Source organism: Nocardia sp. NPDC057227 (assembly GCF_042669725.1).
GTDB classification, from domain to species: domain Bacteria; phylum Actinomycetota; class Actinomycetes; order Mycobacteriales; family Mycobacteriaceae; genus Nocardia; species Nocardia asteroides_A.
In genome coordinates this window covers 37,379-49,741 of record NZ_JBHUXA010000017.1, presented here as the reverse complement: position 1 = coordinate 49,741, position 12,363 = coordinate 37,379, and the positions used below count along the sequence as shown (strand labels likewise).

Sequence of the window (12,363 nt, the reverse complement as noted above, 5' to 3'; positions counted from 1 at the left end):
GTCAGCTCTCCCGCAGGAAGCCCAGGTGCAGGGCGTCGAAGGTGGCCGCGTCCTCGTACTGCGGCCAGTGCCCGCAGTCCGGCATCACCTCGAAGCGCGCGCCCGGGATCATCGAGGCGATGCGCTTGCCCTCGGTGACGTCGGCGGTGGGGTCGTCGCTGGTCCAGAGGACGAGGGTGGGCGCGGTGATGCGGCCGTAGTCGTCCGGGCCGAGCAGGTTGCGCTGCCTGATCTCCGGGTCCTGCAGCGCCATGATGTCGCGCATGGCGTCGACGAAGCCGGGCTGGCGGTAGATGCGCTGCCTGCTGGCCACGATGTCGTCGTAGTCCTTGGACTTGTCCGCCATCAGCCACTTGATCCTGGCCTGCACCGTCTCCCAGGCCGGGTCGGCGGCCGCGGCCATGGAGAGCGTGATGATGCGCTGCATGACCACCGGGTCGGCCTGCGAGCCGCCCGCGGTGTTCAGCACCAGCCGGTGCACGCGGTCCGGGTGGTCGATGGCGAAGCGGGCCGCCACCCAGCCGCCCAGCGACTCCCCGCTGATCGACGCGGTCCGCACGCCGATGGCGTCCAGGAAGGCGGCGAGGTGCGCCACGTAGTGCGGGATCTCCAGCGGGTGCCCCGGCCTGCCGGTGTAGCCGTGCCCGAGCATGTCGATCGACCAGGTGTCGAAGTGCTCGGCGTGCGCGGCGAGGTTGCGCACGTAGGCCTCGGCGTGCCCGCCCGACCCGTGCAGCAGGATCAGCGTCGGCTTCCCCGCCGCGCCCGCGCGCAGGTAGCGGGTGCGCACACTTCCGGCGTCGAGGTAGCCCTGCTCGAACGCCACACCCTGGAGGTCGCTCCAGATGCTCTCGTACTCCGACAACGCATAGGTCCCTTCTGCTTTCAGGATTCGACGGAGGAGCCGGTGGCGGCGGCGTGCCCGGCGCGGTAGCCGAAGACCAGGCCGGGGCCGATGGTCCCGCCCGCGCCGCCGTAGGCCCGCCCGGTCGCGCCCGCCATGGCATTGCCGACCGCGAAGAGCCCGGGGATCACGGCACCGGTGACGTGCTTCACCCGGCCGTCCTCGTCGGTGCGCGGGCCGCCCTTGGTGCCCATCGCCCCCGCGGTGACCGGCACCGCGTAGTACGGCGCGGTGTCCAGCGGGCCGAGCGTCCTCGCCCAGGCGGGCTCGGCGTCCGGGTCGCCCCAGTAGCCGTCGTAGGCGCTGGCGGCGCGGCCGAAGTCCGGGTCGGCGCCGTCGGCGACGGTCTTGTTCCAGCGCTCGACGGTGGCGGTGAGGCCGTCCGGGTCGGCGCCGATCCGCCCGGCCAGCTCGGCGAGATCGGCCGACTCGTTGAACCACTCCGGCACCTCGCCGCCGGGCGGCACGCCGAGGAAGCCGTACTTCCGCAGGTGCTCGGCGTCGAAGACGATGTGGCCGGGGTCGTTGACGTAACCACCGCGCGGATCCAGGTAGTGGAACGCGCCGACCATGGCGTTGTACTCGCCCGCCTCGTTCACGAAGCGGCGGCCTGCCCGGTTGACGATGATGCTGCGCGGCCGGGTGCGCTCCAGCCGGACGCTGCGGCTGCGCGGCTTCCCCTCGATGGTGTCGCCGGGAATCTGCACCACCGGCACCCACCACGCCTCGCTCATGGTGCCCAGCTCGGCGCCGAGCGCCATGGCCAGCCGCAGCCCGTCGCCGGTGTTGTTCGGCGGCGAGACCGGGCCGCGCATGGGACCGCGCAGGTAGGCGCGGACCAGCTCGGCATCCCACTCGAAGCCGCCGGTCGCCAGGATCACCCCGCGCCGGGCACGCACCGTGGAGAGCCCGGCCGCGGTGGCGATCCGGACCCCGGTGACGGCCCCTTCCGCCGTCACCAGCTCGACCGCGCGGGCGCCCGTGCGCGGGACCACACCCGCCGCGAGCACCCCGGTGAGCAGCCCGCCGATCAGCGCGGCGCCCGCCACCACCAGGTCGGCGTTGGCGTCGGTGACGCCCGCGTTCAGCCGCGCCCTCGTCTCGGCGTCGAAGCCGACATTGCTCCAGTCCGCGGGGAAGGTGGTGATCCGGTCCCGCCAAGCGCCGAGCCTGCCAAGGTCGAAGGCGATGGGGCTGAGCGAGCGGCCGCCGCCGGGGCGGCCGCCGGGCAGCTCCGGCTTGTAATCCGGGAAGCCGTCGGCGATCTCGAAGCGCAGCGCGCTGTGTTTCTCCACGAAATCCACGGCCGCGCCGCCGGTGCGCACGAAGGTCTCCACCAGCGGGACATCCATCGACCCGAACGACTGCGCGTCCAGGTAGGCCATGGCGTCCTCGACGGTGAGCGGCCCGTCCGGCGCCCGGTCGTGCGCCGGAATCCAGGCGATGCCGCCGGAGACCGCGCTGGTGCCGCCGACGGTCTCGGCCTTCTCGTACACCGCCACCGAGGCACCGGCAACGGCGGCGGAGAGCGCGGCGGTGAGGCCGGCGGCGCCGCTCCCGAGCACCACGACGTCGACCTCGGTGTCCCATGCGGGGGTTCCGGGCTGAGCGGGGGTCGTCATGAAATCTCCGTTCGCAACTGAGAAGAATCGTATTCTCCTCACCCGGATGTGGCAATGCCCCGCCGGATGAGATGTTTCTGCACCTTGCCGCTCGCGGTGCGCGGGAACTCGTCCGCGGCGAACACCCGCTCCGGCCACTTCTGCCTGGCCACGCCCGCCGCGGCGAAGTGCGCGGCGATCTCGTCGACGGTCGGCAGCGCGTGCTCCGGCCGCAGCCGCAGCACCGCCCCGACCACCTCGCCGAAGCGCGCGTCCGGGACCGCGACCACCGCCGCCTCGGCCACCGCGGGCAGCCCGGCCAGCACCTCCTCGACCTCGATCGCGCTGACGTTCTCGCCGCCGCGGATGATGACGTCGGACTTGCGGTCGCTGATGGTGAGGTGGCCGTCCGGGTGCAGCACCCCGATATCGCCGGTGTGGTACCAGCCGTCGGCGTCGAAGGCGGCCGCGGTGAGCTCGGGGTCGGTGTAGCCGAGGCAGAGATCGGGGCCGCGGCTGATGATCTCGCCGTCCGGGCCGAGCCGGATCTCCACGCCGGGCATCGGCCTGCCGTCGGTGTAGAGCCGCTCGTACTCCGGCGCGTGGTAGCGGGAGGTGGTGATCGACGGGTGCTCGGTGCTGCCGTACGCGCGGAAGGGGATCAGCCCCAGATCGGCCAGCCCGCGGGTGACCGATGGCGGCACGGTGGAGCCGCCGAGCCCCACGTAGCGCATGTGCGCCATGTGCTCCGGGGAGAAGTCCGGGTGCTCCATCAGGCTGGTGACGAAGTACGGCGGCCCGCCGCCGACCGAGAGGCCGTCGCTGCGCATGAGCGCCAGTGCCCGCCCCGGATCCCAGACGTCGGTGAGGTGTACCGGCTTCCCGTGCAGCACGGGGATGAGGAAGGCCGCGAGCATCCCGATGAAGTGGCCGACCGGGGTCGCGGTGAGCTGGGCGCCGCGGTCCAGCTTGTTCTGCTCGGCCAGCTGCCGCGCCTCGCAGCCCAGCGTCTGGTGGCTGTGGATCACGCCCTTCGGCGCGCTGGTCGTCCCCGAGGTGAAGGCGATCAGCGCGGGCCCGGCCGGGTCGGCGGGGAGCGCGCCTGCCAGCGGCTCGGCGGCGAGCAGCGCGTCGAAATCGGCAGCCCCCGCGCCACTGCCGCCCACCACGCCGACGATCGGCACCCCGGCGCTCACCTCCGGGTCGAAGACCAGCCGCCCGAAGCTCACCGCGGTGATGAAGACCGCGGGCTTCGTCACCCCGAGGATGTGCGTGAGCTCGCGCGGGCCGTAGAAGTGCACCACCGGGACGGTCACCGCGCCGAGGAACGCCGATGCCCAGAAGGTGGCGGCCGCCTCCATCCAGTTGGGCAGCTGGAAGACGACCGTGTCGCCCGGCCCGACCCCGCGCGCCCGCAGCCCGGCGGCCAGCCGCCGCGCCAGCAGCTCCACCTCGCCGAAGCTGCCAGACCAGGGCCGCGTGTCCGAGTGCACCCGGAACGGGAGCTCGCGCAGCCCGGCCAGATCGCGGGTGAGCTGCTCGCCGAGCGTCTCCGGGCGCCACCAGCCCGCCGCCTCGTACCCGGCCCTGAGTTCGTCGGGGATGGTTCGCATCGCGGGTCGCCTCCGAGATCGAGTGAAAATGCCATTCTCCTCTGACGGTAATAACACATTCACGCGGCCGTGCGCATTCGCGGCGGATCAGCGCCTCGACCTGCCCGAAAAGTCCGAAAACCTTGCGAGATTTTCAGTGAGGAGAGTAGCGTTCTCCTCGATGGCGAGGTAAATTCTCGTCCGAGGAGTCACGGGAGAGGGACAGCTGTGGGACGTGTCGAAGGCAAGGTTGCGTTCATCACCGGCGCCGCGCGCGGGCAGGGACGCAGTCACGCGGTGCGGCTCGCCGAGGAGGGCGCCGACATCATCGCGGTCGACCTCTGCGAGGACATCGCGACGGTCGGGTACGCACTGGCGACCCCGGAGGATCTGGAGGAGACCGCCAACCTGGTCGCCAAGACCGGCCGCCGGATCGTCACCGCGAAGGCGGACGTGCGCATCGCGTCCGAACTGCAGAAGGCCGTCGACGACGGCGTCCGCGAGCTGGGCAAGCTGGACATCGTGGTCGCCCAGGCGGGCATCGCGGGCATGAAGGGCGAGCCGCAGCTGCAGGCCTGGACCGACGTGATCAACACCAACCTGATCGGCACCATCAACGCCATCCACGTCTCGCTGCCGCACCTGACCGAGGGCGCCTCGATCATCGCGACCGGCTCCACCGCCTCGCTGATCGACATCTCCAAGGTCGACCAGCCGGGCAAGGATCCGGGCGGCATGGCCTACGTGCACTCCAAGCGCGCGCTCACCGCCTACGTCTACGAGCTGGGCAGGCAACTGGCGCCGCGCGGCATCCGCGCGAACGTCGTGCACCCCACCAACTGCAACACCCCGATGCTGCAGAGCGAGCCCATGTACCGCTCGTTCCGGCCGGACCTGGAGCACCCGACCCGCGCCGACGCGGAGCCGGTGTTCGCCGTCCAGCAGGCCATGCCCATCCGCTACGTCGAGCCGGAGGACATCAGCAACGCCATCGTGTACCTGGCGTCCGAGGAGGCCAGGTACGTCACCGGTACGCAGCTGCGGGTCGACGGCGGCGGCTACCTGAAGTGGTACGACTACCACATCTGAGCTGAAGAGGATTCACATCGTGACCATCGACGAGAGCGTGGCCGGCGAGGACCGCAAGCGGGTCAGGTACCAGTTCGACCGGCACAGCCCCGAGTACCGGCACCGCTTCCAGGACATCACCGAGGAGATGCAGGGCAAGTGCCCGGTCGCCTGGTCCGACACCCACAACGGGCACTGGGTCGCCGCGAGCGCGGACGCGGTGTTCGAGCTGGCGCGCTGCCCGCACGTCTCCAACGACCACGACCTGCACGGGAACCGCAAGGGGTACAAGGGGATCTCGATCCCCACCGCCCAGCGCGCCTCGATGGTGCGCGGCGGCATCCTGGAGATGGACGACCCGGAGCACCGGATCTACCGCTCGGTGCTCAACCCCTATCTCTCCCCCGCCGCGGTGCGGCGCTGGGAGCCGGTGATCGACGAGATCGTGCGGGCCGCCCTGGACGAGCACATCGAGTCCGGCCGCATCGATTTCGTGGACGACCTGGCGAACGTCGTCCCCGCCGTGCTCACCCTGGCCATGCTCGGCATTCCGCTGAAGCGCTGGTCGCTCTACAGCGAGCCGGTGCACGCCGCCGTCTACACCCCGGAGAACTCGCCGGAGGCGCCGAAGGTGGCGGAGATGCACCGGGCCATGGGCATCGACCTGCTCACCAGCCTGGCCGAGATCAAGGAGAACCCGCGCCCCGGCCTGGTGTACGCGCTGACCCAGTTGCGGATCGACGGCGAGCCCGCCCCCGACCTGGAGCTGCTCGGCATGCTCGGGCTGATCATCGGCGGCGGCTTCGACACCACCACCGCGCTCACCGCGCACTCGCTGGAGTGGCTCGCCGAGAACCCCGAGCAGCGCGAGCTGCTCAGCCGGGAGCGCGAGGAGCTGCTCGACCCGGCCACCGAGGAGTTCCTCCGCTACTTCACCCCGGCCCCCGGCGACGGCCGCACCATCGCCGAGGACGTCGAGCTGCAGGACACCGAGTTCCACGAGGGCGACCGGCTCTGGCTCTCCTGGGCCATGGCCAACCGCGACCCGTCGGTCTTCCCCGACCCGACCGAGGTGGTCCTGGATCGGAAGGGCAACCGGCACTTCAGCTTCGGGCTCGGCATCCACCGCTGCATCGGCTCGAACGTGGCGCGCACGGTGTTCAAGTCGATGCTCACCGCGGTGCTCGACCGGATGCCGGACTACCGCTGCGACCCCGATGGCACGGTGCACTACGAGACGATCGGCGTGATCCAGGGCATGCGCAAGCTGCCCGCCACCTTCACGCCGGGGAAGAAGCTCGGCCCCGGGCTGGAAGCGACCCTGGAGAAGCTGCAGCGGATCTGCGACGAGCAGCGGCTGGCCGCCCCGGTGACGGAGCGTCCGGACGTCGCGGTGATCGACTGATCGAGAAAGTGATCGGATGAGAGAACTGCCCGACGGCACCAGCACTCCCGTCGTGGACGCGAGCGTGCACGTCTTCTTCGCGTCGAACGCCGACATGCGGAGCTTCCTGCGCGAGCCGTACCGCAGCCGCGGCATCCCCGATGCCGAGATGGACTGGTACGGCGCGCCCGGAGGTGAGTACGCGAAGGGCACCCGCGGCCCGGAGAAGCAGTATCCGGGCTCGGACCCGGAGCTGGTGGCCGCGCAGCTCTTCGGCAAGCGCGGCGTCGACGTGGCGGTTCTCCATCCGATGACCCGCGGGGTGCTGCCGGACCGGCACCTCACCACCGCGGTGCTCGCCGCGCACAACGAGATGCTGGTGACCCGCTGGCTCGACGGTGCGCACGCCGACCGGTTCCGCGGCACCATCCGGGTGAACCCGGACGACGTGCCCGGCGCGCTGCGCGAGATCGAGCGCTGGGGCACGCACCCGCGGGTGGTGCAGCTCGGCATCCCGCTGCAGTCCATGGCGCTGTACGGCAAGCCGCAGTACTGGCCGATCTGGGAGGCCGCCGCCGCGGCCGGGCTCCCGGTGGCCGCGCACATCGAGACCGGCGAGAGCATCGCCTTCCCGCCGACGCCGTCCGGGCACACCCGCGGCTACGAGCAGTACCTCGGCTTCATGGCGCTGAACTACGTCTACCACCTGATGAACATGATCGCGGAGGGCGTCTTCGAGCGCTTCGACGCGCTGCAGTTCGTCTGGGCGGACGGCGGCGCCGACCTGCTCACCCCGTTCAGCTGGCGGATGGACACCTTCGGCAGGCCGCACCTGGAGCAGACCCCGTGGGCGCCGAAGATGCCGAGCGACTACCTGCCCGGCCACGTCTACTTCGTGCAGGGCAGCCTGGACGGCCCCGGCGACACCGAGTTCGCCGCCGAGTGGCTCGGTTTCACCGGTAAAGAGGACATGCTCATGTTCGGCTCCAGCTACCCGCACTGGCACGCGGGCGACGCACTCGCGCTACCTGCGGGGCTGAGCGCGGAGCAGCGCGCGAAGCTGCTCTGGCGCAATGCCGCCGAGCTGTACGGCATCGACATCATGGCCCCCGCGGGATAAGGAGACGCCCATGACACTGGCGCATCAGCAGCAGCGCGCACCGGCCGCCGAGCAGGTCGCCGTGCGGGTGGTCGACTCCGACGTGCACCCGGTGCCCCGGCGCAGGGAACTGGTCGAGTACATCCCGGAGCCGTTCCGCAGCAAGCACTTCCTGAGCCACCGGGTCGGCGAGACCATCATCTACGACGCCCCGGACTACGCGCACTCCTACGCCATGCGGGTCGACACCTTCCCGAAGGACGGCGAATTCCCCGGCAGCGACCCGGAACTCGCCCTGCGGCAGCTGATCATCGAGGCCGGCTCGGACATCTGCATCCTGGAGCCGACGGTGAAGGCGACCCGGCTGCCCGAGGCGACCCAGGCGCTGGCCACCGGTATCAACCACTGGCTGGCCAACCACTGGCTGGACCCGGTCAACAACCGGCACCAGCGCTGGCGCGGCTCGATCTGCGCCGCCATCGACAATGTGGACGGCGCGGTGCGCGAGATCGAGCACTGGGCCGGGCATCCGTTCATGTCGCAGATCCTGATCAAGGCCGAGCCGCGCCCGGCCTGGGGCGACCCGCGCTACGACCCGATCTGGGCCGCCGCGGTGAAGCACGACCTGGTGGTGAGCTGCCACCTGGGCCGCGGGGCGTACGAGACCATGCCCATGCCGCCGGTCGGCTTCCCCAGCTACAACCACGACTTCATGGTCACCTACTCGCTGCTCGCGGCGAACCAGATCATGAGCCTGATCTTCGACGGCGTCTTCGACCGCTTCCCCGAGCTGCGGATCGTCTTCGTGGAGCACGCCTTCACCTGGATCCTGCCGCTCATGTGGCGGATGGACGCCATCTACGCGGCGCGCGAGTCGTTCGTCGACATCAAGCGGAAGCCGTCGGAGTACGTCAAGGAGCACATCCGCTTCACCACGCAGCCGCTGGACTACCCGGAGGACAAGACCGAGCTGACCAGGGCCTTCGAGTGGATGGAGGCGGACCGCATCCTGCTCTACTCCTCGGACTACCCGCACTGGACCTTCGACGACCCGCGCTGGCTGGTCAAGCACCTGCCGGAGCACGCGCGCGAGCGGGTGATGTACAAGAACGGCATCGAGACCTACCACCTGCCGGAGTTCGTGCCCGCGATCGAGGGCCAGAGGCGGGTGCTGTGACCGCGCAGCCCGAACGCCCCCGGCTCGCCCAGGGGCGGGAACACGTCGTGGCCACGGTGGACGAGATCCCGCCCGGTGAGTCCAAGGTGGTGCCGATCGGCAGGCACGGGGTCGGCGTCTACAACGTGGGCGGCACCTTCTACGCCATTGCCAACTACTGCCCGCACGAGGGCGGCCCGCTCTGCGCGGGCCGGGCCCGCGGCCGGACCGTCGTGGACGAGTCGGTGCCCGGCGACGCGGTCGAGGTGCGGGACAAGGAGTACATCTACTGCCCCTGGCACCAGTGGGGTTTCGAGCTCGCCACCGGGACCACCGCGGTGAAGCCGGAGTGGAGCATCCGCACCTATCCGGTGCGGGTGGACGGCGCCGACGTCATCGTCACGGCGTGAGCCGCGGTCACGGAGAGGAGCTCCCATGCCATCGGTCGTCGTGAACGGCGGCTCGGTCGTCTACGAAATCCTCGGCGACAGCGGCGAACTCGTGGTGCTCACGCCCGGCGGGCGGTTCGGCATGGACATCCCGGGGCTGCGCCCGCTGGCCGAGGCGCTGGTCGCTGGCGGGTACCGGGTGCTGCTCTGGGACCGCCCCAACTGCGGCGCCTCCGACGTCCAGTTCTACGGGCAGAGCGAATCGCACATGCGCGCCGAGACGCTGCACGGCCTGCTCACCGCGCTGGACACCGGCCCGGTGGTGCTGGCGGGCGGCTCCGGCGGCGCCCGCGACTCCATGCTCACCACGATCCTGTACCCGGAGCTGGTCTCGAAGCTGGTGCTGTGGAACATCGTCGGCGGCATCTACGGCACCTTCAACCTGGGCGCCCACTACGTGCTGCCCAGCCTGCAGGTGGCGCGCGGCCTCGGCGTCGCGGGGCTGCCGCGGATGCGGGAGTGGCGCGAGCTGATCGCGGCCAACCCGAAGAACGAGCAGCGGCTGCTCGCGCTGGACCGGGACGAGTTCGTCAAGCTCTCGCTGCGCTGGCTGAACGCCTACGTCTCCAAGCCGGGGCAGACCGTCCCCGGCGTCGACGACGACCTCTTCGACCGGATCACCGTGCCAACGCTCATCATTCGCGGCGGCGCGCACGACCTGGACCACCCGAAGCGCACCTCGCTGGAGGTGAGCTGCCTGATCGCGGGCTCGACGCTGATCGACCCGCCGTGGCCGGAGGACGCCTGGGAGCGCGCCGTCGAGGACCGGGCGCAGAAGAAGGTCGACCGGTACAACCTGTTCGACACCTGGGTGCTGGCCGCGCCGCCCATCCTGTCCTTCCTCGACGGCTGAGCTCACCGGGTATGGACGAGCACCTCGCAGTTCAGCGACGCCTCCAGGGCGGTGTGGATCCGGCTCTCCGGCACCCGCTCCAGGTCGGCGCGGTCGAGGGTCACGTGCACCACGTCGAAGCCGTCGGCGTCCGGCTCGCGCCGGATGTCGCCGCGCAGCCCGAACCCGGCGAGCACGCCGTGCGCGTCGTCGTCGGTGCCGCGGCTGACGTAGGTGACGACGCCGGGCACCGGCTCGGTGCCGAACGCCTTCGCGCAGGCGCGGACCGCGGCGTGCACCGCGGCCTCGGTGTCGCCGGTCTCGATGTGCAGCTGGAGCTCCCGGCTCGCGGCCGAGCCGACCACCACCGCCGGAATCCCGCTCAGGTGCGCGCGCAGCGCGGCGAACCCGTCGGTGAGCCCGGCGGGCGACAGCTCGCCGGCCGGGTCGACGTCGATTCGCACCACCGCGGTTCTCATACCGGCCAGCCTAGCGGCCGTTTCTCCCCCGGAAGAGGTTGCCATGCAGGACATTTTCGAGCGGTCCGGGTTCCGGGTCGGCGGCCCGGCGCCGGGGCTGGAGCCGCGGCTGCTGCGCGCGGACGCGGAGCGGCTGGACGGGTATCGCGCGGCAGGCGGCTACCGTCCGGCCGGTGATCCGGAGGCGCTGCTGGAGCAGGTGCGGCGCAGCGGGCTGCTCGGCCGCGGCGGGGCGGGGTTCCCGCTCGCCGTGAAGCTGGCCGGGGTGCGCGCGGCACATCAGCGCGGCAGCGGCACCGTGGTGCTGGCCAACGGCGAGGAGGGCGAGCCGGCCTCGATCAAGGACAAGTGGCTGCTGCGGCAGCGCCCGCACCTGGTACTGGACGGGCTGCGGCTGGCCGCGGGGGTCGTCGGGGCCGAGCGCGCGGTGGTCTACCTCTCCGACCCGGCCGCGGCGCGCAGTGTGGACGCCGCGCTCACCGAGCTCGACTCGTCCGGGATCGAGGCGCCCCCGATCGAGCTGGTGCTGGTCGACCCGACCTACGTGGCGGGCGAGGAGACCGCGGCCGTGCGCGCGGTGCAGGGCGGCCCCGCGCTGCCGAGCGACAAGCCGCCGCGCCCGTTCGAGCGCGGCGTCGCCGGGCTGCCCACCCTGGTCAGCAATGTGGAGACGCTCGCGCACCTGCCCTTCGTGCACGCGCACGGCGGGGACGGGTTCCGCGCGGCGGGCACCGAGGCCTCCCCCGGCACCTTCCTCGCCACCGTTTCCGGCGGCGGCCGCCCGGCCGCGCTCTACGAGCTCCCGCACGGCCTCCCCTTCACCGAACTGCTCGCGCTGCACGGTGTCTCGCCCGACAGCGTGCGCGGCGCGCTCACCGGCGGCTACTTCGCGGGCATGGTGGACCGGGCCGTCCTGGACGTCACCCTGGAGCACAGCACCCTGCGCGCGATCGGCGGCGGGCTCGGCTGCGGCGCCTTCTCGCTCATCACCACCGAGTGCCCGGTGGCCGTCGCCGCCGCGGTGCTGGCGTACTTCGACCGGGAGAACGCCGGCCAGTGCGGCTCCTGCTGGAACGGCACCGCCGCCATGGCCGCCGCCGCGGGCGCGCTGCGCGACGGCACCGCCACCGACGAGGACGTGGCCCGGCTGCGCCGCTGGTCGGTGGTGCTGCGCGGCCGCGGCGCCTGCGGCACCCTCGACGGCGCCACCAACGCCGCCGCCACCCTGCTCGCCCGCTTCGGCGCCGACGTCGCCACGCACCTGACCGGCACCTGCCCCACCTGTGCCGACGGCCCGTACCGCGCCGAGCGCCCCTTCGAGGTGCACCCGGAGGTCCGCCCGTGAAGATCCGCCTCGACCGCACCCTCTGCGACGGCTTCGGCATCTGCGCCAGACACGCGCCGCGCCACTTCTCCCTGGACGACTGGGGCTACGCCGCCCTCGAGACCGACGGCTCGGTCCCGCCCACCGAGCACGACGGCGTCCTGCGCGCCCTGCTCGACTGCCCCGTGCACGCCATCCTGACCGTCGACGACCCGGAGGTGACCCCGTGAAGGTGGATGTGAACTGGACCCTCTGCGAGGCGAACGGTGTCTGCGCCGGAATCGCCCCCGAGGTCTTCGACCTGGACGACCAGGACAACCTGCACGTCCTGCACGAGGACGTCCCGGACGCGCTGGCGCCGGGGGTGCGGGAGGCGGTCGCGCAGTGCCCGCGCGCCGCGCTCACCGCCACCGAGTGAGCCGATTCGGAACTCTCGCGGGAGACCACGCGGCATAATCGGGACCGGCTGTCGGGC

The 12,363-nt window shown here is 71.7% G+C and carries 13 protein-coding genes; 9 read left to right on the top strand and 4 right to left on the bottom strand.

The window, feature by feature from the left end:
* Position 1: 1 nt before the first annotated feature.
* Genes ACFUJ1_RS22715 through ACFUJ1_RS22705 form a run of 3 tightly spaced genes read right to left on the bottom strand, consistent with a single transcriptional unit; the run spans position 2 to position 4,118 of the window.
* Complete coding sequence (locus tag ACFUJ1_RS22715) at positions 2–865, bottom strand: alpha/beta fold hydrolase (RefSeq protein ID WP_378648562.1); 864 nt, start codon at positions 863–865, stop codon at positions 2–4.
* A 20-nt stretch (positions 866–885) separates the two neighbouring features.
* Positions 886–2,526 (bottom strand): FAD-dependent oxidoreductase, encoded by a 1,641-nt coding sequence (locus ACFUJ1_RS22710; RefSeq protein ID WP_378648560.1) that lies wholly within the window; start codon positions 2,524–2,526, stop codon positions 886–888.
* A 38-nt stretch (positions 2,527–2,564) separates the two neighbouring features.
* Positions 2,565–4,118 carry an AMP-binding protein gene (locus ACFUJ1_RS22705; protein ID WP_378648558.1) on the bottom strand — a complete coding sequence of 518 codons (1,554 nt, stop codon included), beginning with the start codon at positions 4,116–4,118 and terminating at the stop codon, positions 2,565–2,567.
* Positions 4,119–4,325: 207 nt separating this feature from the next.
* Between ACFUJ1_RS22705 and ACFUJ1_RS22700 the strand changes: the two genes are divergently transcribed.
* Genes ACFUJ1_RS22700 through ACFUJ1_RS22675 form a run of 6 tightly spaced genes read left to right on the top strand, consistent with a single transcriptional unit; the run spans position 4,326 to position 10,106 of the window.
* The gene (locus ACFUJ1_RS22700; protein ID WP_378612023.1) at positions 4,326–5,186 is read left to right on the top strand and encodes a mycofactocin-coupled SDR family oxidoreductase; all 861 of its coding nucleotides are present in this window, start codon (positions 4,326–4,328) and stop codon (positions 5,184–5,186) included.
* A gap of 19 nt (positions 5,187–5,205) precedes the next feature.
* Positions 5,206–6,570: a cytochrome P450 gene (locus ACFUJ1_RS22695; RefSeq protein WP_378648556.1), complete on the top strand. Its 1,365-nt coding sequence runs from the start codon at positions 5,206–5,208 to the stop codon at positions 6,568–6,570.
* Between the two features lie 16 nt (positions 6,571–6,586).
* Positions 6,587–7,669, top strand: coding sequence for an amidohydrolase family protein (locus tag ACFUJ1_RS22690; RefSeq protein ID WP_378648554.1), 1,083 nt, complete (start codon positions 6,587–6,589; stop codon positions 7,667–7,669).
* Positions 7,670–7,679: 10 nt separating this feature from the next.
* Entirely contained in the window at positions 7,680–8,825 is a 1,146-nt protein-coding gene (locus tag ACFUJ1_RS22685) for an amidohydrolase family protein (protein WP_378648552.1), read from the top strand.
* Entirely contained in the window at positions 8,822–9,214 is a 393-nt protein-coding gene (locus ACFUJ1_RS22680; RefSeq protein ID WP_378612027.1) for a Rieske (2Fe-2S) protein, read from the top strand. The genes ACFUJ1_RS22685 and ACFUJ1_RS22680 overlap by 4 nt, the downstream gene beginning before the upstream one ends.
* A gap of 25 nt (positions 9,215–9,239) precedes the next feature.
* A complete protein-coding gene (locus ACFUJ1_RS22675; RefSeq protein WP_378648550.1) occupies positions 9,240–10,106 on the top strand; it encodes an alpha/beta fold hydrolase in 867 nt (288 codons plus the stop codon).
* 2 nt (positions 10,107–10,108) lie between these two features.
* Here the strand turns inward: ACFUJ1_RS22675 and ACFUJ1_RS22670 are convergent, their stop codons facing one another.
* Positions 10,109–10,564 carry a hypothetical protein gene (locus ACFUJ1_RS22670; protein ID WP_378648549.1) on the bottom strand — a complete coding sequence of 152 codons (456 nt, stop codon included), beginning with the start codon at positions 10,562–10,564 and terminating at the stop codon, positions 10,109–10,111.
* Between the two features lie 43 nt (positions 10,565–10,607).
* Between ACFUJ1_RS22670 and ACFUJ1_RS22665 the strand changes: the two genes are divergently transcribed.
* From ACFUJ1_RS22665 to ACFUJ1_RS22655, 3 genes are read left to right on the top strand one after another with little or no spacing between them, the layout of a single operon-like run.
* Positions 10,608–11,909 carry an NADH-ubiquinone oxidoreductase-F iron-sulfur binding region domain-containing protein gene (locus tag ACFUJ1_RS22665; RefSeq protein ID WP_378648547.1) on the top strand — a complete coding sequence of 434 codons (1,302 nt, stop codon included), beginning with the start codon at positions 10,608–10,610 and terminating at the stop codon, positions 11,907–11,909.
* Positions 11,906–12,118 (top strand): ferredoxin, encoded by a 213-nt coding sequence (locus ACFUJ1_RS22660; RefSeq protein WP_378612031.1) that lies wholly within the window; start codon positions 11,906–11,908, stop codon positions 12,116–12,118. Before ACFUJ1_RS22665 ends, ACFUJ1_RS22660 begins: the two co-directional genes overlap by 4 nt.
* Positions 12,115–12,306 carry a ferredoxin gene (locus tag ACFUJ1_RS22655; protein ID WP_378648545.1) on the top strand — a complete coding sequence of 64 codons (192 nt, stop codon included), beginning with the start codon at positions 12,115–12,117 and terminating at the stop codon, positions 12,304–12,306. Before ACFUJ1_RS22660 ends, ACFUJ1_RS22655 begins: the two co-directional genes overlap by 4 nt.
* The last annotated feature ends 57 nt before the right edge of the window (positions 12,307–12,363 follow it).